Source organism: Oceanobacillus kapialis, from assembly GCF_044790185.1.
Taxonomy (GTDB): Bacteria; Bacillota; Bacilli; order Bacillales; family Amphibacillaceae; genus Oceanobacillus_B; species Oceanobacillus_B kapialis.
This window is the reverse complement of sequence record NZ_CP085256.1, coordinates 1,108,430-1,131,198: the sequence shown is the minus strand read 5'-3', so window position 1 is coordinate 1,131,198 and position 22,769 is coordinate 1,108,430. Positions and strand designations below refer to the sequence as shown.

21 protein-coding genes and 1 tRNA gene are annotated in these 22,769 nt (G+C 39.0%); 4 read left to right on the top strand and 18 right to left on the bottom strand.

Annotated features, from left to right (window positions below):
- Window positions 1-239 precede the first annotated feature (239 nt).
- From trmL to LG273_RS05970, 5 genes are all read right to left on the bottom strand, one after another.
- The gene (trmL, locus tag LG273_RS05990; RefSeq protein ID WP_404458636.1) at window positions 240-713 is read right to left on the bottom strand and encodes a tRNA (uridine(34)/cytosine(34)/5-carboxymethylaminomethyluridine(34)-2'-O)-methyltransferase TrmL; all 474 of its coding nucleotides are present in this window, start codon (window positions 711-713) and stop codon (window positions 240-242) included.
- Window positions 714-778: 65 nt separating this feature from the next.
- Window positions 779-1,627, bottom strand: coding sequence for an amidase domain-containing protein (locus LG273_RS05985; RefSeq protein WP_404458634.1), 849 nt, complete (start codon window positions 1,625-1,627; stop codon window positions 779-781).
- Between the two features lie 64 nt (window positions 1,628-1,691).
- Window positions 1,692-2,840 (bottom strand): tRNA epoxyqueuosine(34) reductase QueG, encoded by a 1,149-nt coding sequence (gene queG / locus LG273_RS05980; protein ID WP_404458632.1) that lies wholly within the window; start codon window positions 2,838-2,840, stop codon window positions 1,692-1,694.
- A gap of 16 nt (window positions 2,841-2,856) precedes the next feature.
- Window positions 2,857-4,560, bottom strand: a complete 1,704-nt coding sequence (locus LG273_RS05975; RefSeq protein WP_404458630.1) for an ABC-ATPase domain-containing protein — start codon at window positions 4,558-4,560, stop codon at window positions 2,857-2,859.
- Between the two features lie 145 nt (window positions 4,561-4,705).
- Window positions 4,706-4,779 (bottom strand) — tRNA-Gly (locus tag LG273_RS05970).
- 454 nt (window positions 4,780-5,233) lie between these two features.
- Between LG273_RS05970 and dat the strand changes: the two genes are divergently transcribed.
- Window positions 5,234-6,106 (top strand): D-amino-acid transaminase, encoded by an 873-nt coding sequence (dat, locus tag LG273_RS05965; protein WP_404458628.1) that lies wholly within the window; start codon window positions 5,234-5,236, stop codon window positions 6,104-6,106.
- Window positions 6,107-6,306: 200 nt separating this feature from the next.
- On the opposite strand, the gene corA is transcribed toward dat, so the two are convergent.
- The 3 genes from corA to LG273_RS05950 form a co-directional block, all read right to left on the bottom strand.
- On the bottom strand, window positions 6,307-7,263 hold the full coding sequence (gene corA, locus LG273_RS05960; RefSeq protein ID WP_404459486.1) for a magnesium/cobalt transporter CorA: 957 nt from the start codon (window positions 7,261-7,263) through the stop codon (window positions 6,307-6,309).
- Between the two features lie 233 nt (window positions 7,264-7,496).
- Window positions 7,497-8,147: a hypothetical protein gene (locus LG273_RS05955; RefSeq protein WP_404458626.1), complete on the bottom strand. Its 651-nt coding sequence runs from the start codon at window positions 8,145-8,147 to the stop codon at window positions 7,497-7,499.
- 39 nt (window positions 8,148-8,186) lie between these two features.
- Window positions 8,187-8,807 (bottom strand): NUDIX hydrolase, encoded by a 621-nt coding sequence (locus LG273_RS05950; RefSeq protein ID WP_404458624.1) that lies wholly within the window; start codon window positions 8,805-8,807, stop codon window positions 8,187-8,189.
- Between the two features lie 158 nt (window positions 8,808-8,965).
- On the opposite strand from LG273_RS05950, the gene LG273_RS05945 reads away from it, so the two are divergent.
- Window positions 8,966-9,484 (top strand): DNA topology modulation protein, encoded by a 519-nt coding sequence (locus tag LG273_RS05945; protein WP_404458622.1) that lies wholly within the window; start codon window positions 8,966-8,968, stop codon window positions 9,482-9,484.
- A 70-nt stretch (window positions 9,485-9,554) separates the two neighbouring features.
- Entirely contained in the window at window positions 9,555-11,558 is a 2,004-nt protein-coding gene (locus LG273_RS05940; protein ID WP_404458620.1) for a S9 family peptidase, read from the top strand.
- 63 nt (window positions 11,559-11,621) lie between these two features.
- Here LG273_RS05940 and LG273_RS05935 read toward each other — a convergent pair whose 3' ends face one another.
- From LG273_RS05935 to LG273_RS05910, 6 genes are all read right to left on the bottom strand, one after another.
- On the bottom strand, window positions 11,622-12,416 hold the full coding sequence (locus tag LG273_RS05935) for an aminoglycoside adenylyltransferase domain-containing protein (RefSeq protein WP_404458618.1): 795 nt from the start codon (window positions 12,414-12,416) through the stop codon (window positions 11,622-11,624).
- A gap of 71 nt (window positions 12,417-12,487) precedes the next feature.
- Window positions 12,488-12,919 (bottom strand): cytidine deaminase, encoded by a 432-nt coding sequence (locus LG273_RS05930; RefSeq protein WP_379563257.1) that lies wholly within the window; start codon window positions 12,917-12,919, stop codon window positions 12,488-12,490.
- 36 nt (window positions 12,920-12,955) lie between these two features.
- Entirely contained in the window at window positions 12,956-13,345 is a 390-nt protein-coding gene (locus LG273_RS05925) for a VOC family protein (protein WP_404458616.1), read from the bottom strand.
- A gap of 28 nt (window positions 13,346-13,373) precedes the next feature.
- Entirely contained in the window at window positions 13,374-13,832 is a 459-nt protein-coding gene (locus LG273_RS05920) for a helix-hairpin-helix domain-containing protein (RefSeq protein WP_404458614.1), read from the bottom strand.
- Between the two features lie 438 nt (window positions 13,833-14,270).
- On the bottom strand, window positions 14,271-14,606 hold the full coding sequence (locus tag LG273_RS05915; RefSeq protein ID WP_404458612.1) for a GNAT family N-acetyltransferase: 336 nt from the start codon (window positions 14,604-14,606) through the stop codon (window positions 14,271-14,273).
- A gap of 192 nt (window positions 14,607-14,798) precedes the next feature.
- Entirely contained in the window at window positions 14,799-15,857 is a 1,059-nt protein-coding gene (locus LG273_RS05910; protein ID WP_404458610.1) for an SDR family NAD(P)-dependent oxidoreductase, read from the bottom strand.
- A 193-nt stretch (window positions 15,858-16,050) separates the two neighbouring features.
- On the opposite strand from LG273_RS05910, the gene LG273_RS05905 reads away from it, so the two are divergent.
- Window positions 16,051-16,401: an STAS/SEC14 domain-containing protein gene (locus LG273_RS05905; RefSeq protein ID WP_404458608.1), complete on the top strand. Its 351-nt coding sequence runs from the start codon at window positions 16,051-16,053 to the stop codon at window positions 16,399-16,401.
- Window positions 16,402-16,489: 88 nt separating this feature from the next.
- Here the strand turns inward: LG273_RS05905 and carB are convergent, their stop codons facing one another.
- The 4 genes from carB to argB are packed head-to-tail and all read right to left on the bottom strand — an operon-like array spanning window position 16,490 to window position 22,762.
- Entirely contained in the window at window positions 16,490-19,693 is a 3,204-nt protein-coding gene (gene carB / locus LG273_RS05900; RefSeq protein ID WP_404458606.1) for a carbamoyl-phosphate synthase (glutamine-hydrolyzing) large subunit, read from the bottom strand.
- On the bottom strand, window positions 19,672-20,766 hold the full coding sequence (locus LG273_RS05895) for a carbamoyl phosphate synthase small subunit (RefSeq protein WP_404458604.1): 1,095 nt from the start codon (window positions 20,764-20,766) through the stop codon (window positions 19,672-19,674). The genes carB and LG273_RS05895 overlap by 22 nt, the downstream gene beginning before the upstream one ends.
- Window positions 20,763-21,965: an acetylornithine transaminase gene (locus LG273_RS05890; protein ID WP_404458602.1), complete on the bottom strand. Its 1,203-nt coding sequence runs from the start codon at window positions 21,963-21,965 to the stop codon at window positions 20,763-20,765. Before LG273_RS05890 ends, LG273_RS05895 begins: the two co-directional genes overlap by 4 nt.
- Window positions 21,962-22,762 carry an acetylglutamate kinase gene (argB, locus tag LG273_RS05885; RefSeq protein ID WP_379563237.1) on the bottom strand — a complete coding sequence of 267 codons (801 nt, stop codon included), beginning with the start codon at window positions 22,760-22,762 and terminating at the stop codon, window positions 21,962-21,964. Before argB ends, LG273_RS05890 begins: the two co-directional genes overlap by 4 nt.
- Between the last annotated feature and the right edge of the window lie 7 nt (window positions 22,763-22,769).

The following is a 22,769-nucleotide window of genomic DNA, read 5'->3' as shown; positions in this document are numbered from 1 at the left end:
CTAACATCTATGTTTACATCAGGATATGAATCAAAACCAGCTATCCCAAAAAGAGACCAATAAAATGAAAAAGGATGAGCTACTGCGCGTAGCTCATCCTTAAATTTTATACGCTATTTAATACATGGCCGTTAAATAAAGTGAAACTTCATTTGGTGGGGGTCTTTGCCAGGACTATCATCCAAATCTTGCTCTATCGTTAATTATTACTTATTCGAATTTTGTTTTGTTGTTGAATATCAAGTCAAACCTGGGAAACCTTGTTGGCGAAGTGCTTCGTAAATAATGATGGCAGCCGTATTTGATAAATTTAACGAACGCACCTTGTCATTCATATGGATACGAAGACATCGATCCTCTTTTCCTTCAAGCAGCTCGTGTGGAATTCCATTTGTTTCTCTGCCAAACACAAAGAACAGATCCTCGCTCACGTTACTATAATCATAATCGGTATAATGCTTCGTACCAAAGTTTTCTATATAGTAAAACGAACCTTCTGGGTATCTTTTATATAATTCCTCAATATTCGCATATTCTTGTACATCGACATGTTTCCAATAATCCAATCCGGCTCTGCGCAACATTTTATCATCTGTACTAAAACCAAGCGGATGGATAAGATGTAGGGTTGCACCAGTTGCCAGACAAGTTCTCGCTATGTTCCCAGTGTTTGCTGGAATCTCTGGTTGAAATAAAACAACATGTATACTCACTGATCTAATCTCCTTGTACGGTAATCCACTGCTTTTAATAAAGCAACTTTATCATTATAGCATTCCTATGAACCAATGCGAAAAAATTTATACTGAATATTAGGCGTCCAGGCTGTAGAATCTTCATAAGACCAGTACCGATTCCGACTATTATCCGTATGAGCATTTACGAGGGGCATCCCTGCTGCATCTTTCGCTACTACAATTGTATTATGATCCCATCTGCCATTGCCTTGGAAATCGTAGCAGATTACATCTCCAGGAGACAACTCCTCTGCTGAGTTGACTTCCTTCCCTTGTAAACCAGCCGTTGACCCGCTTAGATACCACCTTAAAGAATGCGCAACTGCCCAACTAAAGCTCCAACTATCCTGATTATACCACCACCCACGCTCTCTAACTGGTGCACCTCGCATTGGCGCTCCTCCTGCTAATAAACATTGGGACACATAGTTGGTACAATCCACTTCAAACCTGCGAAAATTGGGGTTATAACTATTCCACCATCGTTCAGCGTACCGAACTGCTGCCAATCGATCATAAGTAAACCTGACATTTTCTTGTGTTTGACGAGGGCTTGCATTAGGGGCAATGGTTGGAGCTGGCTTTTCTTTTTGCATCTTTACTCTTTTATGGTCTACAATCTCACCTTCTTCTAGTTTAAACCGAAATGGAATTACTTCTTCTTCCACATAGAGCATTTCTTTTTGCTTTGTAAGATATGAAAGATGGAGTTGATATTCATACGTTGTCTGGTTATCATAACGAAACTTTCTAAATAAATGCCCCTTTCCTTGCACACGTACAATCTTAGCCCCTCGTTTTTCGCAGCAAACCCTCTTCTTCTCCCACCAATTCTCTTTCCCACGATCTAGTTGTAAAAAGTCCAACCAGTATGCTTTTAACTGCTCCATAAAAAATCCCCTCCACCATTACTATATGGCGAGGGGACTTGGCAAAAACCCAGAAAATATAAGATTATGTTTTTGCCTCGTAAAATTCTTGAAAAGCTAAGCCTTTTTCCATTTCGACTTTTACTTGATCATCTTTTTCTTTATCCATTGCTTCTCTTATTGCCACATAAGCTTCTTCTGTCCCAATTTTCCCTAGAGACCATGCAGCCGTCCCTCTAATAACAGGTCTCGGGTCTGTGTTCATGACGTTAATAATGTCCTCTACAGCTGTTTTATCTTTATAGTGGCCAAGGGCAATTAGCGCATTACGCTGGATAGGCTTTTTCCCACGCCATGAACCAGAAATATGACCGAATGTTTCCTTGAATTCCCGATTGGAAATACGCAGCATCGGTCTTAGAACTGGTTTAGACACATCATGCTCTGGTTCAAATTCAGGATGAATGTGAAAATCTACCTTTTGATTTTTCGGACAAACAACCTGACATGTATCACAGCCGTAAACCCGATTTCCAATTTTAGTCCGGAACTCATCTGGTAAAAAGTCCTTTGTCTGGGTTAAAAACGCAATACATCGTTGGGCATTTAATTGACCTCCCTGGACAATCGCACCTGTTGGACAGGCGTCAATACATTTTGTGCATTCTCCGCAGCTATCATCGACTGGATCGTCTGGCACAAAAGGAATGTTTGTTATCATTTCACCTAGATAAACATACGAACCGAATTCCGGGGTAATAATGGAGGTATTTTTCCCACTAAAGCCAATGCCCGCTCGTTCTGCTACGGCACGGTCAGAAAGCTCCCCTGTATCTACCATTACCCGGTCTTCTACATCTGGTACTTGTTCCCTTATGAACGCTGCCAGCTTATCTAAGCGATCCCGCATAACAACATGATAATCGACTCCCCAAGAGGCTCTAGCAAAAAGACCTCTCCTCTCTTCCTTCGTACTTTTAGGGGCATCTTTCATACGTGAAGGATAAGCAAGCGCGATTGAGATAATAGATTTAGCCTCAGGTAATAATCGCTCAGGCTCTGTGCGTTCTTCAATCGTCCCTTTTTCAAAGCCTGATTGATAGGATAACTCCTGCTGTCGTTTAAGCCTTTCCTTCAATTCGCCAAACACATCAGCAGAGGCAAAGCCAATTTTATCAATTCCAATCTTTTTGCTGTATGCAATAATATCTTCTTTCAGTTGTGCAGTATCCATTGGCTTCGCCTCCTTTCTATTTGTGTTTTACATCGGCTGTCCGCAGGCGGTTAAGCACGGCTGCAATCTCATATTTTCTTGGTTTGGCAACATCTCCTGGATGCTGGTTCTTAAATGGACTGAATGCCGCAATTCCTTTTTCATTAAGCTGTTGTTCTATATAATTGACGGTTTCGTTTAACGACTTACCAGTTAGAACATTTTTTTGATCTAAATACAAAATGATATCTGCAATCAACCTTGTCTGGGATGAGTCTACCAATTGTTCTGTATCCGAGAATTGTATTTCATTCTTGCCCATTAGAATGGTGTTTAGTCCTTTTGCTTGAACTTTAGCACGCTTGCCTTTTTGTGTCTGCAAGGACTGTGGTTGAAAAGAACGATTTGCAATGTCCCCAAAAGTTTCGGTAGTGTTTAACTCACGCTCGAGGGGAGCGTCAACCATAATTTGTTTAGCTTTATTCGTTACATCCTCAGGCTTATACGATTCAAGCATAATCACGTTGTCAGCGACAGCAAAGTAATCACCAGAGCCACCCATAACCAAAATGGTAGATACACCGAGCTGCTCTTCCATTTGTTTAATCTTATCAATAAATGGGGTGATCGGCTCCTGATCTTTCGATACTAAACGCTGCATGCGATGGTCCCGAATCATAAAGTTGGTGGCACTTGTATCTTCATCAATAAGTAAGGTCGTCGCACCAATTTCTAATGCCTCCATCACATTCGCAGCCTGTGAAGTACTTCCGCTTGCATTTTCTGTTGAAAAGAACGTTGTCTGTTGTTTGTGAGGCAAATTGTTAATAAACGGAGAAATATTCACTCCTGTAACTTTTCTGCCATCTTCTGCTCTAATTTTTACTGCATCTGGATCTGTCAGCACATATTCTCTGCCGTCACCATGTGTGTGGTAATACACACCACGCTCAATTGCCTGGAGCATGGTACTTTTACCATGATAGCCACCACCTACAATTAACGTGATTCCTTTTTTGATGGCCATCCCGCGAAGTGGCTTTTCACTGTGGGGAATCGAAATTTCCACTTCCGATTCAGCAGGGCTTTGAAACGGAACCGCCCCTTTCATCGGACGGTTACTAATTCCGCTTTCCCTTGGTAAAATGGAGCCATTGGCTAAGAAAGCAACCCAATTATTCTGTCGCATTTGTTCACGAATTGCTTCTTGCTGGTCTGCAAGCTGAATTGCTTCCAAAATCGAATCATCCGTAATGGTAAAAACGGAATTTTTCATTATATCGGGAATAGCTTTTGTTAGTAATTTTTCTGCTTCCCTTCCATTTATTTTTCGACCATTAGCAGGAAGACCTACAGAAAGACAGATGGTGATCGTTTCGTGAGTTAATTGTACAGCACTTCTTTCCAATACTTCCTGACCAGGTCGATCAAATGATACATTGCCACTTTTTCCAGAACCTTTAATGGAGATGCCATTTTTAGCGACAGCCTTTCCAACACTTCGGGCAATGGCATCCTGTGCAGCCACTTTTCTGGCAGGTGTTTGAAGCCAATCTGCTTTTATGGCGCGCTTTTGATTAGGCACAATAATTCGAAGGCGGGACGGTGCTGCAAACGGATCTCCCTGTACATAATCCAGAAACAAGTCAAATTCAGGGAAGCTGTACTTCCCTTGTAAATCTTTGTATGCTTTATAGCCTTTATTATCAATCCGTTTTAATTGTTGAATTAAATTCTGCATCTATCAATCCCTCAATTTCTCAATAGTTGCCTTAAGGATACTATGCGAAAAGGCTTGATTCAAGCGAAGGGAATAGTTTGTAAACAAATGAAAAACGCAACGCCTCGTAAGTTAGATTACGAAACACTGCGTTAAGACATATGTATGGAGCGGGTGAAGGGAATCGAACCCTCATCATCAGCTTGGAAGGCTGAGGTTTTACCACTAAACTACACCCGCATAAAATATGAAATTTATTTAAAGTATAATTAACGCTGCTTGAGAAGAGTTTTACTGCCTCTCCATCTGCTAGCTTATTCTTAGAAGTTTATGCTTCGAGGCAACTCGTAGCTAATTCGGCAGAAGTTTTGCTCGTCACTAAACTACACCCGCATAAAATATGAAATTTATTTAAAGTATTATTCAATGAAGTTTATGCTTCAAGAAACAACGCCGTTTTTTGAATGCATTATTGATTATAGCAAGCCTATTTAAAGAATGCAAGAGGAAATTTCACTTTTTTCGACAGAATAATAGAAGCCTAGACAATTTTAACTGCTGTTATGCTATAAAAACAAGGTTTTATAACCTTCTTTCCCTCTCAAAAATTATCCCGAAGATTATTCGAGAATCCAATTTACATCTAATCTAAGAAGTTATAGAATAGGCATAAGCTTTAGGAAGGGGAATTCGCATGTCTGTATATCCAATTATCATGACTCAATCAAGCTTCACTCACCGAGACAATTTAAAATATCCATATGAAGAGCGCGGACTTCAATTTGGTGATGGTATTTATGAGGTAATCCGCATTTATAATGGAGAATATTATTTACTTCAGGAGCACGTGGATCGATTATTCCGATCTACAGCTGCAGTGAAAATTAATCTCGATGTTACAAAGGAAGAGATGACACATTTACTGCTGCAATTATTGGAAAGAAACAAAATGACTGAAGATGGGAAAGTATACTTACAGGTTACCCGTGGATCTGCACCCAGAGATCATGTTTTCCCTGAAGGTGTACCGGCAAACGTTTATGCGTATGTTCAAGATTTGGAGCGCAATACCGAAAAAATAGATGCCGGGGTACCGACTATTACACAACGCGATGTTCGTTGGGAGAATTGTTACATTAAAAGCTTAAACCTTTTGCCCAACGTCTTGGCAAAGCAAGAAGCAAAAGAAAAGGGTTGCTATGAAGCTATTCTTCATAGAGATGGAATTGTAACTGAATGTAGTTCTTCTAATGTATATATGGTTAAAGACGGGAAAATCTATACCCATCCAGCTACAAATAATATTTTACACGGCTGTGTGCGAATGCGTGTTGAAAAATTCGCTAATGATTTGGGGGTTCCTTTTATTGAACAAAGTTTCTCAGTTGAAGATATTGCAGATGCAGATGAAATGTTATTATCAAGCAGCACATCCGAAGTAATGCCGATTATTTCCGTCGATAATGTAAAAATTGCCGATGGAAAACCAGGCAACATAACAAAACAGCTACAACAAGCCTACATGGAAGATGCGAATATTAGTGAGGCAAATAAAGTAGAAAACTAATGATATAGCAGTAGTGGGAAGAGACTTTTACAAAGATTCTCTAACATAACCGTATTAAAATTTTATAAAATAACTTAAAAAGGCCAGCCCTATCTAGAGTTGGCCTTTAATATTAGTATGGTTTATAGGCATATCTTAAGCTTCGTTTTAATGTTTTTCAATACCTAATGCATTATTGCTTACCACCAAACATGTAACCTCTATTTAAACCAACCCATCTTTTTAAACCAAAGAAACATAGACACTGCGATGATTGCCATGATGGCAATGGATACGAAGTACCCGTACTTCCATGTTAATTCGGGCATATATTGAAAATTCATCCCATATATCCCTGCGATGAGCGTTAATGGTGCAAAAATACTAGTTATAATCGTTAGAACTTTCATGACGTTGTTCGTCTGATGTGAATTAAGTGAAAGGTAGCTATCTCTTATATCTGCAGTTACTTCCCGATTAGACATAACCATTTCCGCCAATTTTAAAAGGTGGTCATAGATATCGGAGAAATACTCTCTTCTATTTTTGATTTCCACTAAATGATGGGAATTTAGCATCCTGTAGAGTAAGTCTCTCATCGGATTAACCGCATGGCGTAAATTTAATAGCATACTTCGTATATCAAATAATTCGTTCATTAAATCATCCATTGATCTATCTTGGGAATTATTTTCAATAACATCCAATTCATCTTCCAGCTTATAAATGAGTGGAAAGTAATTGTCTACAATTTTGTCTAGAATTTGATAAAACACATAGAATGTATCCCACTCATCTGTATTCCGGGTGGCTTTCAGCATATCCCAAACTTGAGTTAGCTCTTTTCCCTCTGTACGATGAAACGTGACGATAAATTGCTCGTTTAGAAAAAAATTAAACTCGTCCCTTATAATCTCTCTGTCTTCTTCACGCACATTATGTGTCACATAAAATGTATGATCATCGTAGTAGTCTAATTTCGGTCTTTGTAATTTTTGGATACAATCTTCAATTGCTAAGGGATGAAAGTCAAATGTGTTCGATAAATGTTCTATCTCTTCATTTGTAGGCTGATTAAAATCAACCCAATACCATTTGTAGTTGCTGAATTCTACTTCTTCTATTGGTATATCTTGTTCAATTTTATTGTCATGTGTAATGCCAAGAAACCTAATCAGTTTAATCTCCTCCCTCCTATAAGATTTCCTGATCCAGAATTAACTAAACCTCTTCATTTTCAGGAAAACCATTATAACAAGGAGACTATTTCGAATTTCCTTCTCTTTTAGTTTCTAAGTATACAGGCCAAGTAAACATGATAACTGTCAGTAAAATGGCTACATGGTTCATATAATTTCCTCTAATTAAGAGAGTATAAGACCCAATTAAAGTAAAAACGCAGTAATCCACCTTATTCAATCGTACTTTGCGCCCTATCCTGGATTAAAACAACCGGGAATTCTTCATTTTCACTTGCACTCCAGTAAACAGATTCAATGTGAACCTTATCATTTACTTTTGGTAAATCAACCAATAGTTCCTCTGCCACTTCAAACATTTTTTTGGTTCGATCGTCATCCATGTAGGGATTCCCCTCTTTAAAAACAGTGTCAATCTCTTGTCCAAACTCTTCGGTATCAGGTAAGATGCCCACTACATATTCCGTTCTTCCTGTTTCTTCGTTTTCCCAAGTATCTAAACTATAATGCGTACGCTCTATGGCATAATGTTCATTCAAATAATTTTCCACGCTAAATTCATTACTCTGATCTTCAACAGCTTGTGTCTCAGCAATATCTTCTTTTTGGGTGGAGTCATCTTCCTCAGAAGCTAAATCGTTATTTGAATCAGCATCCTCACTAGAAGGCTCTGTACTTGAATCTTCTAATTCTTTTTCCTGTTCATTGCTGTCAGTGGATGAACTTGAAAAAGTTTTATCTTCTTTGACTAGTTCTTCCTCAGTTGAGCTCGCATTTTTCTGCTTTTCTTCTTCTCCTTGAGTATTAGAACACGCCCCCAATAATACTCCTGCTGAAATGATGGTGAATAGCAATTTTTTCATGTTTGTCACTCTTTCTCTTTTTTTGGGTAAAACAAATTGTTAACTCTTTTGCAATTGTTCAATAAAGTGAAGGATGATTCTAGCTGTAAGCCCCCATATCACTTTGTCTCCAAAAATATAAAAATGCTCTACTATTTTTCCAGACCCCCATTCATAATCTTTTCCACCTGGTATAAGCTCAAAGGGAAAGGATTCCTCTGGTTCCATCGTTACGTTCACATAATGGATTTCCGGTGGTGTTTTTAAGAAAAACTTTAATGGTACACTGAAAAATTCATCTACCTCTGCAGGGTTTGGAAGAATATCAGCCGTATTATCAATCAAGCCCATGTATGGATACACAATCATTCCGAAAGAGGAAACCAGATAATCTAGCGGGAAAATATCAGATATATGTTCTTGTTTTATCCCTAATTCTTCCTCTGTTTCTCTCAAAGCAGCTGTCCGTGCATTTCGATCATCAGGGTCTATTTTACCACCTGGAAAGCAAATTTCCCCGGGCTGCCTTCTTAAACTCGCTGCTCTAACTTCAAACACAAGATATAACCCGTCCTCCTTTTCTACTAAAGGAAGTAGAATTGCATATTTATAGAGTTCATCCGCCCCAAGAATTCCGGGTGTATGATTATTGAGCTTGGCAAGAATTTCATCTTTATTCATAAATGAAGCCTCCTCTATCTAAATCATGCTTAACTATATCACAATCTAACTAACGATATCTCTTCCTCCATTCTACATAGATAAAACCAATTATTTTTTGAAAATTATGTTATAATAATTCTTCTTGTATGTCCATATACATAGGAGGGGGAGAGGTTATGCTTAAAATTGCAATTATCGGGTGTGGCGGGGCCGGCAAATCAACATTGGCAAAAAAACTAGGTAAGATTTTAAACATCCCTGTTTACCACCTTGATTCAATCTTTTGGAAACCCGGTTGGCAGCCGATTGAACGAGACGAACTTATTGAGAAAACGATGGAAATTCAAGAAACAAACCAATGGATTATCGATGGCAATTACGGCTCCACAATGGACTTGCGGTTACAACAGGCAGACACGGTAATCTTCCTACACTACAGCACAATTCGCTGTCTCTACGGCATTGTGAAACGACGTATCCAATACCATAACAAAACCCGTCCTGATATGGGAGAAGATTGTAAGGAAAGGCTTGATTGGGAATTTTTTAATTGGGTACGCACGTATAACCAAAAGAAATCTCCTCAAGTCCTTAAGCGTCTTTCCACTTTAAAAGAAACAAAGATTCATATTTTTACGTCTCCTAAACAACTAGAACACTTTTTAAAAGAACTAAAAGTAAAAACAAACAATTGATTCGGAACCCGAAATAGATTAAAATGAGAGAATACAGAAATTTCGATACATATTAGGGAGGTTTATTTTTATGTCAAATGCAAAACGCGCATTACAAACAGAAGATTTAACAGAAATAGAAGTGTTTAGTGACCCTCAGATTTCTCCTGATGGTAACTTTTACAGCTATGTTTCTACAAAGGCAAATGACAAGGATGATTACAACAGCCAATTATTTGTACAGTCACTTAACGGCGACACACCTGTACAATGGACCTTTGGCGATGTAAAAAACAGTAACCTTCGTTATTCTCCTGATGGCAAGAAGGCAGTTTTTCAGTCTACTAGAAGTGGACTTCCTCAGTTATGGTTGCTGCCAACAGAGGGCGGGGAAGCAAGACAGCTAACAACATTTAAAAATGGCGCTTCTAACCCGACATGGTCTAAGGATGGTAAGTTTATCTTCTTCCACGCCTCTCTTGATAAGGATGACGATATTCAAAACCAAAAAGAAGCTTCAAAAGAAGAAAGACAAAAGGAACAAGAAGACAAGAAAAAGCAGCCGCTTATCGTAAATCGTCTGAAATATAAGTCAGATTCAAGTGGTTTCCATGACAACAAGCGTGTACAGCTTATCAGCTTAAATCTGGAAAGTAATACGTTCACGCAACTGACTAATAACGATGCAGACCATGGCTTCCAGGATGTTTCCCCAGATGGAAAACAGGTTCTGTTCGCAGCTAACTTAAATGAAAATGCAGATTATGAACTTTCCAATGACTTGTTTTTACTAGACTTGCAGTCAAAAGAATATAAAAAGCTTACAGACGGAAACGGTGGCTATCATAGTGCTTCTTTTTCACCAAGTGGCGATAAAGTTGTCAGCTTTGGCCATGAATATGAATATGCTGGTGCAACACTAACCGAGATTTATGTTTTCGACCTTGCTAGTGGTGAGCGTACTTGCTTAAGTAAATCATGGGATATGCAATTAGGTGACCTGATGATCGGTGACACAAGAATGGGACAATCTGAAACAGGTCCAGCATGGTCAAAAGATGAAAGCAGCCTATTTTTCATCGCCACAGATTATGGTGCAACAGGACTGTACAAAGTTTCTCTAAATAAAGAATTAACCACATTATATAAAGAAGATAATCATGTTTTTGGTTTTTCCTATGATCAGGATAAGGAAGCATTTGTGTTAGGAATCAGCTCTGCAACAAACCCTTGTGATTTTTATTACTTAAAAAATGACGGAACATTAACAAAGCTAACCAAAAGCAATGATGCTTTCTTAAATGAAGTCGCTATTGCTGAGCCAGAAACCTTATCTGTCAAAGCAGAAGATGGAAAGGAAATTCAAGGCTGGTTGTTAAAACCTTATGGCTTTACAGAAGGGAAAAAGTACCCGTTTGTACTGGAAATTCACGGCGGCCCACACGCGATGTATGGCCAAACCTTCTTCTTTGAAATGCAGCTTTTAGCAGCAAAAGGATATGTAGTACTTTACACAAATCCACGAGGAAGTCACGGCTATGGTCAGGAATTTGTAGATGCTTGCCGTTCTGACTACGGTGGTGGCGACTACAAGGACCTTATGACAGCTGTTGACTATGTTTTAGAAAACTACAGCTTCATTGACGAGGATAGACTTGGTGTAACAGGTGGTAGCTACGGTGGGTTTATGACAAACTGGATTGTTGGTCACACCAACCGCTTTAAAGCAGCTGTAACCCAGCGCTCCATCTCTAACTGGTTAAGCTTTTACGGTGTTAGTGATATTGGGTTCTTCTTTAATAAGTGGGAACATGGATTAAACCTATTAGATGATCCTGCCAAGCTTTGGGAAATCTCACCATTGAAATATGCAGAAAACGTGGAAACACCTCTGTTAATTTTACACGGAGAATTAGATTTCCGCTGTCCTGTTGAGCAAGGTGAACAACTGTTTATCACGTTGAAGCATCTGCGAAAAGAAGTAGAATTTGTGCGTTTCCCTGGTGCAAATCACGAATTGAGCAGAAGCGGAAAGCCAGCAATGCGTCAGGAAAGACTGAATCATATTTGTCGTTGGTTTGAGGAATATTTGTAAGAAATAGATAGGAAAAAACAGGCATACTTGAGAGGGTATGCCTGTTTTTTCATTGCCCTAAATTTATACGTCTATCTCTGCATGCAAATCTTCCACCTTACATGCAATAAAATCCCTAATTAACAAAAGTTCTTCTCTCTCAAACTCATTGTCTTCCCTATTCAACTCATAACACTCCAACACTTTTTTAACAGTGTCTTTCATATCATCTGGTAAAGTAGCTACTCCCCAACGCCCTGCTTCTTTCTTTGAAGAAATGACTCCTTCTTGCAAATACCAATACACTCTAAGAAGGTTTAACGTACTATAAACAGGGTTCTGCTCTATCGTTTGTAAGCAATTCTTAAAATCCTCCATAATGGAAGCTATATAATGAGCACGTGGTACTTTGGGGAAAACTTCCAAAATTGGCTTGCCCTCGAGACAAATACCTCTGTTCGTTAAAACCGTTAAATGTGCAGCTAAATCCGGATCTGTTTTCATTTCATCATTCAGATAGATGTAAGTGTCCTTTGCCAGGTCTTCTTCATAAGCTTGCCTCCAGCTTTCACTATAATGAAAATCAAATGGGCTCGGATGCTTCCAATTTGTTAACTGCTCTGTTGTTAGTATACTTAGTTCAATTGGGAATGGTGTGTTTGATCTTTTTAGTAGAAATGCGGCTAATTTCCTTTTTTCTTTTAAAGGTAGGCGTTTATTGGATACCACTAAAATATCCATGTCACTGCGCTTAGGGTTGAATCCTCCCATTGCTAACGAACCGTGTACATAAAACCCAATAAACTTTTCTTCTAATAAAGCTTTCATCTCTTTAAGCGTGCTAAATACTACTTTTTCTATCTCGAGGCAACTGCTCATCGTTTAATCCCACCTATTAAAAAGAGACCGTGCCAAACCGATCTCTTCGTTGTGTAAAAAATAGCTGTATATTATTCTGCTTCACTCGTATATTTCTCTGGTAACAGTTCCATTACATTGCATTTTACTAACTCACCGTTATAAGAAATGATGACGTCAGTAGTGCTACCATAATCACTAATTAACTCCCGGCACATGCCACAAGGAGCTACTACCCAGCATTTTTCGATAGCTTCATGTGGGTGGGGATGGGCAACTGCCACAATTGTTGTAAATTCATGGTCACCTTCTGAGATGGATTTCCCGAGTGCCATGGCCTCCCCACAAACCGTTATTCTCCCAACATTTGCTTCTACATGAACTGCTGCATGAATTTTCCCTGATTTTGCACGAACTGCTGAACCAATATGATGACGACCATACCTATAATTCTTTTTAATGACCTTTTCCGCTTCGTTTATTAACGCATAGTCTGCATCTTCTAATGCTCTCACATTTAACATCTTAATCTCCCTTTTGCTATTGGGCGTATGTAGAACTTACATATTATCCAAGTTTTCATAGATTTCTATAAGGTTTCCGGCTGGATCTCTGAAATGAGCTACTTTAATGCCCCAGTCTTCCTGTTCTTTCGGTTCCGTAATAAATGTTACTTTCTTGTTTAACTTCTGATAGCTATTTTCAACATTTGCCACCTTAAATACTAAAACAGTTCTATCTGTCTTTAAGGCTTCAGGTGAATACTCGCCACCAATTGCCTGAACCATTTGTTTACGTTCGAAAATTCCTAAGGTAGCACCATTAAATTTAAAATCGGCATAATTAGAGTTTTCGTCTCCCCATGCCACTTCAAACCCCAGGATATCTCTGTAAAACAAAAAACATTCTTTGTAGTTATCTACTAGTAATCGAGTATGTGTTAATTCCATTAAAAAACCTCCTATTTTATCAACTCATTTATTCATACCATGCTTTTGTTGGACGATCTTTGGGAAAACCTACTTGATTACGATAAGCCTTTCGTACATTCGTGAAATCATACCATTGTTTCTTACTTTCAGGATTATTGGCAAAGTTGATTACACAACGAATTTGATCCTCCACACAGCTATCTATCCATACCCCTAAAGTTCGTTCTAACTCATCAAAAAGTTTACCACCATCCATCTCCTTAATTTCACATAAAGAAAAGAGATTTAACTGAAATACTAGCCTGTCAGCTAATTTATTTCCTACTGAAGGAACACGTTGGAAATCTGCTAAACCTTTTAAAGTTTTGGCTCTATTGCTGGAAACCCCTAATAATTGCGCTATCTGTTCACTATCAAATGTATGTAATTCTCGCAATTTAACTTTCGCTTTTCTTAGTACTACTCTTTCATCATTGGATAAAGGAAGTTTTGGGTTAGTTGTCAAGAAATATCAATCCCTCCTATTATTTTTCTAGCTTTAATATTGTTCTCTGCAGGGGAGCTCCTCCCATGCTTATATTCCTCTCGAAAAACAGGTAATGATTTCCATCAATTACAAATCTATTATTGCCTTGATACGTTACTTCTCTATCTTGGTTTTCTAATTTGCTTTTTATTGCTCCCACGTATGCCTTATGGTCAAAATAACGCTCCTCAAAATCAATCGTGATATTCCCTTTCCTGTACCCATTAACCTGTTAAAAAAGTAAAGAAGCAAGATACTAGCTGCAATTCCGATAATGAGTAGCAAATTTTATCCCCCTTTATTAAAGTTCATACGAATAAATTGGTAGATTTGTTTCATAACATTCTAATTATTTAATCTAAAATTTACTAAACTATGTTTTAAATAATTTCCAGTTAGTTTATATAGATAAAATAACTACTCATGCAACTCCTTCTCAAGCACAATCTTATGCCTACCTTTGTCATCTGTATAGGTTTCTATCACATCAAATCCATTTTTGATATTTAGGACCAACATACCACGCCATCTATTCATTGTTTTGGTTTGAACTATCTTGTATTCATTTTCTTCTAAGTACTGATGCTGCTCCTTCATTAAGGAGGAGGCAATACCACGATTTCGATATTTGGGATTTACTCCTCCAAGCCAACTATAGAATTTATTTTCATCTAATTCGTAGCCAATTTTATAGCCTATAACGCTCTCATCATCCATTGCAATAACAATGAGTAGTGGAGGCTTACTTGCCATTTTATCCAGCAAATTATCTGATGAACCAAATATCGTTTTATGTAACGCTATTATTCCTTCTAAAACATTATCTTTAGGTAATGATTTAAAAATAATATAATCGATAGCTATTTTGTTTGCACCCCTATCATCTACTTATATTGGCGGGTTCTTTCTCTTGCTTTTCTTTTAGATAACTTAATTCTCCAGTCTTTATGTGTATTCCGTCAAAATGGCATTAGGACAATTGATAACAGATAAGACTTCATCAAAATTAGTAATTTTAAAAGGAAAAACCACCCCGCTAAACTCTTTTTGAAGCGCAATCTTTGCTAGAGCTGCGGTTACCATCGCTGTTACATGGTAATCTGAAAAAGCAGAAATAGAGATTCTTCTAGTTAGCTTCTTATTATCCAAAACCCCTTTCACTTCAACTGTAATAAAAGCATTCTCATCTTTAGTAGGATTGTGTCGTACTAAACGGGACAAATTGTTAGGTTTAACTTTATGTATAAATGTTATGAAGCCTGCTTTCTTTAATAACGAAACCATCTTGTTAAAAATACTTACATTCCAGGCAGTCCAATAATGTAATGGTGCAGTCGTTAATCTTTGTTTAATAAATGCCTTCTCTGAATGATCTATTAGCCTTACTTTTCTATCCTTCGTATGTTTTATAAAATACATAGTCCGTTTTTTAGTAAAGCCAGGGAGAAGTTTTTTCTGATACATGACCGGTTCAGCAATAATTTTTAACATATCCAAAATACCCGCTAGACCAGTTTTTGCATTCGTATTCTGTAATAAGGCTATGTCTATCTCTGTTACTTCTAGGAAAGGAGAGATAGCTTCTTTGACTACTAATCCTGATAATCCCGGAAAGAAACCAGACATTACAATAGAGCCAACATTATTTTCATTTGCCATATCATTTAGTTCCATTACTTTATCGACAAAATCACGAAACGGAGTAACATCGATACACATTATATTATTCTCTATACAGACCCTTTGAATATGCGGTTTTTGTTGTTTTAATACAACTATCACGAGATCTACATTTTTTATTACTTGATTTATGTTTGTTTCATCTTTTATATCTAACTGTACAAATGTCGTTTCTGTAGCAAAGGAAGCAGCTAATTTCTTTCCTCTTTCTGGCTTGTAATCTGTGACAATTAACTTTATCTGATTTTCATAAATTCTTAGAAGTTCTTCACAAATTAAATTACCTAGAACCCCTGATGCGCCTACTACCATAATAGTCTTCATTTAATTTTTAGCCATCTCCTCATTAGTAATTCACTAAATTTTCGAGTAACTAGTTTGAGTTTACCTTAACCCACCAATTTAATAAACCACTAGAATGACCCACACTTATAGATTTAGAAAGGTTTTATACTATTTTCTTTCAGGGAATGGTTTATTAATAATAATGCCAAGTTTTACACAGAGGAGGATTATAGTGATCAATTTTCTACCAAGTGAGAACGACTCAACTATTGCTGTAGAATTCACTGGAAAAGTTACGGAAGAAGATGCTAATTTACTTGATAAGCGAGTCGCACAAAGCTTTAATGGGGATAAATTTAACATTATTGCTTTTGTACCTGAGGTTGAGGGAACAACATTCCAAGGCATAACCGACGGGATGAAATTTGATGCAAAACATTGGAGTCAGTTTCAAAAGTTTGCAATTGTTAGTGATAAAAGTTTAATCGGAACAGCTGCTAACTTCGGAAATGTTCTCCCAGGAATTAAAGCAAAGCACTTCCAATCAGATGAAATAGATGATGCATGGGAGTGGCTCAGCTAGTGAGCCTTTTATGTAAATAGTTAGTCAAAAGGAGCTGATTCAATACATGAACCAGCCCCTTTTAAAACATCTTTAATTCACTCGCACGCTAAACTGTTTCTCTTGCCATATATTCCATTAGTGACTGAACCTCATTTTGTTCTGGATATTCCGTTAATAACATTGCTCGAGCTGTATCCAGACTCGTAAAACAAGTTACCTGGTATCTTGTTGCTAGTTCTCTTAGATAAAATCCGGTTCGCTTCTTTTCCCTGCCTATTGAAGGGATATTAAGCAGCACATCTGGTTTTTGTTTATCCCAGTATTTCTCGATAGCACTCCGGCTATTTGGAACCTCTACTACATCAAACCCAACAGTTTTTAAATAGGTTGCTGTTCCTGCTGTGGCTGCTAATGTTACATTTTTGTCAGCAAGCTTTTCAATAAGCGTCACAGCTTCTTTCTTAAACCGATCTGCAACAGAAACAAAAAGGCTCAGCTGAGTTTGTGGTAAAGCTGGACGTACTTTTTCTAAGGCAGCTTCCAGGCTTTTTCCTATACCAATGACTTCACCTGTTGATTTCATTTCAGGTCCAAGTACGTGATCCACCCCTTTTAATTTTCCTGCAGAGAAAATAGGTGCTTTGACGGTATAATGAGCAGGCTCTTTCAATACATTTCGCTCATTGGATAGTGTTGCTAAAGGCTTCCCCATCTGTACTTGAACTGCCCAATCTATTATAGGCACATCTGTAACCTTACTAATAATTGGGATCGTTCTAGAAGATCGTGGATTCACCTCTATTACAAATACCTCTTCCCCATATACGATGAACTGGATGTTCATCACGCCGATAATTGGTACTTTTCTGCAAATGCCTTGAATGATTGACGTCATTTTGTCTTTTATGTCTTGGGTTAAGTTGATCGATGGGAAAATCATCAAGCTATCCCCTGAATGAACCCCAGCTATTTCAACATGTTCATAAATACCAGGAATGACAACATCCTGCCCATCACTAATGACATCAACCTCACATTCCAACCCAGGCAAATAGGAATCAAGCAAAAGCGGCCAGCATTCTCCATTTGTGTCCGTCTCAATTCTTTCTACGTACTGAAAAAGCTCTGCTTCATTGTAGCTAATAAACATGGATTGCCCACCTATTACATAGGATGGTCGAATAAGAATGGGAAAGCCAAGTTTCTTTGCGGTACTTTTTAGTGCCTCATGATGTGTGACTACCTCTCCAGCAATATGCGGGATCTCAAGTTTTTCCAATACGTGATAGAAAGCATCTCTATCTTCCATCTTATCGATCGCTTCAGCGGTCGTGCCTAGTATTGGCACGCCTTCCTCAACCAAAGCTTTTACTAAATTAATGGCTGTCTGGCCACCAAACTGAACAAGAACACCATCCACGCGTTCTTTATGAATAACCGCAAGCACATCCTCTAGAGCTAGGGGTTCAAAGTACAGGCGATCTGCCAAGGAATAGTCTGTGCTCACCGTCTCAGGATTATTATTCATCACAATTGCCTCATAGCCCATTTTTTTAATAGCTAAGCTTGCCTGTACAGCACAGTAATCAAATTCAATACCCTGCCCAATACGAATTGGCCCAGATCCTAACACAAGGATCTTTTTCTTTACTTGAGAAGCTTCTACTTCGTCTTCCCCATGCCATGTCGAATAATAATACGGCGTAACAGCGTCAAATTCCCCCGCACATGTATCAACAAGCTTGTAGGAAGGCTTCAGGAAAATCTCCTCATACCTTTTTCTAAGTTCTTTAGACGTTGTACCTGTAAGCTCCGCAATTCGATTATCACTAAGATTAAACCGTTTTGCCTGACGCAATATATCTGCTGGAATGTTAGGCCATTGATAGGTGGATAGTGTTTCCTCCTGTTCAAGGATTCGCTGTAGTTTTCTTATGAACCAGAAATCCATTTCAGTTAGACGGATTATCTCTTTCACATCCATCCCTCGTGATAATGCTTCGCCGATAGCGAAAAGTCGGAGGTCATTTGGCACCTGAAGCAAATGGTTGAGTTCTTCTCTAGTTTTTTTCTTCATTCCTGGCCCATGTAAGCTGTAAACACCCATTTCCAGAGAACGAATTGCTTTGTTTAAGGCACCTTCAAAAGTACGGTCAATTGCCATAACTTCCCCTGTTGCTTTCATTTGCGTACCTAACGTGCGATCCGCTTCGGTAAATTTATCAAAAGGAAATCTTGGTAATTTCACGACAATATAATCCAAAGCAGGTTCAAAAGAAGCATATGTATTTCCGGTAATTGGGTTCAAAATTTCATCAAGAAAAAAGCCAACCGCACACTTTGCTGCAATCCTGGCAATTGGATAGCCGGAAGCCTTGGAAGCTAGCGCAGAGGACCGGCTAACCCTGGGATTCACTTCAATAATACGATACTCATTTGATTCCGGGTGGAGAGCAAATTGGATATTACAACCACCTATGACCCCAAGCTCACGAATCACTTTTAAAGAAGCAGTCCGCAGTAACTGATACTGCACATCTGTTAACGTCTGGGAAGGTGCGACAACGATGGAATCTCCTGTGTGTACCCCAACGGGATCCATATTTTCCATATTACAAACGATGATGCACGTATCATTTGCATCACGCATTACTTCATACTCTACTTCCTTCCAGCCTTTGATGCTTTTTTCAACAAGTACCTGGTTGATTGGGCTGAGCGATAGTGCTTTTGTAAGGTGTTCGGCAAATTCTTCCTCATTATGCGCAAAACCTCCTCCTTCCCCACCCAATGTGTAAGCTGGTCGGAGAATAACAGGAAAACCGATTGTTCGAATGAAATTAAGCCCTTCTTCAAGGCTTTGAATAATTTTAGATTCTGGAATAGGTTCGTTTATTTCTAACATTAAATTTCGAAATAAGTTACGATCTTCTCCGTTTTGTATCGCTTTGACAGGAGTGCCAAGCACTTGCACGCCATATTGATCAAGGATTCCTTTTTCATATAATTGAACCGTTAAATTCAGTCCCGTTTGCCCACCTAATGTGCCAATAATCCCATCTGGCTGTTCCTTGGCAATAATTTTTTCCAGTGTCACTATTTCTAATGGTTCCATGTACACGTGATCGGCGATAGATTTATCTGTCATAATGGTCGCAGGGTTGTTGTTGACGAGGATTACCTCAATTCCTTCCTCTTTTAAAGCAAGACAAGCTTGTGTACCTGCATAGTCAAATTCAGCGGCCTGCCCGATCACAATTGGTCCAGAGCCGATAACGAGCACTTTCTCTAGCTGTGTACGTTGTGGCATGCTTGTTCCCTCCTTGTCTTCACGTGTTGTAAAAACTGCTGAAAAATGTATGCTGCATCACTCGGTCCTGGGTGTGCTTCTGGATGAAACTGCACAGACAGAATAGGTAAGGAGCGGTGTGTCATTCCTTCAACAGATTGGTCATTAACGTTTTGATGCGTAAGGTGAAAAGCCTTCCTGTCAATAGATTCCTCTATCACTTCATAACCATGGTTTTGGGAAGTGATCGTCACTTTCCCTGTCGCGAGCTCTTTCACAGGATGGTTGCTACCTCTATGTCCATAAGGCATCTTCTTCGTTTTCCCACCGTATGCCAGTGCCAGTAATTGGTGTCCCAAGCAAATGCCAAGAGTCGGATAGGCTTCTGATAATCTCTTTACGAATGGAAAATATGCTGCCAAATCGGTCGGATCTCCAGGTCCATTGCTAATGAGAATACCATCTGGATTTATAAGCGCGATTTTCTCGAACGTTGTGGTAAAAGGAACAATCGTTACTTTACACACGGCTTCTAATAGCTCGTTAACGATTGACTTTTTATACCCAAAATCGACCAGAACAATATGAAGGTCGCCACTCCCAATTGTTTCGGGTTCAGGTATTGCTACTGTTTTCACAAGTTCTAGTGTGCTCTCCTGTTTCCATGCAGACATTGTCGTAATAGAAGAGGGATCGGCTACAATTCTCGCTCGCACTGTTTGATGCTTTCGAATAATTGCAACTAAGGCCCGTGTATCAAGATTCGTCAATCCAGATACACCAGCCTGCGCTAATTTTTCGGATAAAGTCATGACGGACTGGTAGTGACTTGGCTCTTCACAGGCATCACTCATGATAACTGCTGAAACGGCAATCTCTTTACTTTCCACATCATGAAGATTCACCCCATAATTCCCGATCATCGGATAACAGAAAGTTAGAATTTGGCCTGCATAGGAGGGGTCTGTCATCATTTCCTGATAACCAGTCATACTCGTGTTAAAGACGAGCTCTCCTGTCGTATCTTGCTTGGCACCGATCCAATCACCACTGAATACCTCTCCTGTCTGAAGCATAAGATAGCCTTTTGTCATCGTTTGTCATACTCTCCCTCTGCTAAAATTTCATTAAAGGTATGGATGAATGCTTTCATTTCCTCCCATGATACGGTTAATGGTGGCAGGATACGTAAAACCTGCTGCCCAGCTGTCAACACAATGATTCCTTTGTCCCTAAAGGTAGAAACCAACTCTCCTGCATTGCCGTCAACCTCAATGCCAATTAAAAAGCCTTTTCCTCGAACATCTTTTATACCTTCGAAGTTATCTTTTAAATTCTGTAAAGCTTCGAACAGCCAATTACTTTTTTCGGTAACTTCATGAAGAAATTCCTTTTCAAGCATAACGTCCAATGTTGCTCCACCTGCCGTCATTGCCAATGGGTTACCACCAAATGTACTTCCATGTGAGCCTGGTTGGAAGGAAGCAGCAACGCGTCCTTTTGCCAGCATCGCACCAACAGGAAAGCCAGACCCTAGCCCTTTCGCTAACGTGATGACATCTGGTTTTATGCCAAATTGTTCATAGGCAAATAAAGTTCCTGTTCTTCCGATTCCTGTTTGAATTTCATCCACCATCAGTAAAATATCAGCTTTCTGACAATGTTCCTGCAGTGCCAAAATCCAGTCTTGTTCTGCTGGATGCACGCCACCTTCACCTTGAATAAGCTCTACTAATACTGCCGTTGTCTTTCCATTATCAATTTGTGTAAGAGCGTTTTGATCATTAAACGGAAGATAGCGGAAACCTGGAGCAATTGGTTCAAATCCCTGGTGGATTTTTTCCTGAGCCGTTGCAGCCATTGTCGTACCGGTTCTTCCATGAAAAGATTGGTGGAACGTAACAATTTCCTTACGTTCTGGTTTCCCCTGATCCTTTGCAAACTTCTTTGCCAATTTAATGGCAGCTTCATTTGCCTCAGCACCACTGTTGCAAAAAAACACTTGATCACAACAACTATGCTGACTTAATCGATTCGCTAAGTTTTTCTGTTCTGGGATGGTAAATAAATTTGAGCAATGCCATAATGTTGCTAGCTGTTCCGTAAGCTTATCCTGAACAGTATCGGGCACATGGCCCAAACTGCACGTTGCGATCCCCGATGTAAAATCAAGATATTTTTTCCCTGCTTCATCCCAAACATAGCTCCCTTTCCCTCTTATCAACGTAATTGGAAGGCGATTATAGACATTCATGACGGCAGAAAGTTCATTTACTGCTGGAGGTTGGCTCATCGGATCGTCTCCTTTCTTAATAGAATACTAGTGCCACGTTCTTTTCCATCTATGAATGCTTCGAAGTCCTCAGGCTTTAATCCATTTAAAATAACCGTTCTCTTCACACCATTTTCTAGCCCTTTCATAGCAGCCTTTACCTTTGGAACCATCCCGCCAAAAATTGCACCAGAGGACATTTTTTCATATATTTGTTGTTGATCCATTGTGGTCAGGAGTTTCTTTTCTCCATTGACTTCCTCCATGATTCCATCAATATCACTAACGAACACAAGGTCAGCTGCTAGTGCTTGAGCAACCGCAGCCGCCGCAGTATCCCCGTTGATATTGTAGTGCTGGCCATAGCGATCGCTACCAATTGGAGAAATAACAGGTAAGACGCCAGCCTCTAAAAAAGTGGTAAGGAATGTTGTGTTTACTTTTTCTACTTCTCCTACAAAACCTAATTTGCCTGTTTCATCTGCTGGTACAGTCTGTAATAGATTCCCATCGACACCGCTCAAACCACACGCATGAACACCAGCAAGTTGAAATTGAGAGACGATATGTTTATTTATCTGTCCACACATCACCATTTCGGCTATTTCTAGCACACTTTCCGTCGTTATCCGAAGACCGTCAACCTTTTTATTCGGTATATGCAATCTCTCAAGCATCTCATTAATGGCTGGTCCTCCACCATGAACAATAATGGGCAAACAACGTTTTTCGTTATGAATCTGGCCAACAATTTCAAAAAATTTCTCTGGAAGTTTTTCAAGAATACTACCACCAAGTTTTAATACAAGTAATCGCATCACGTCA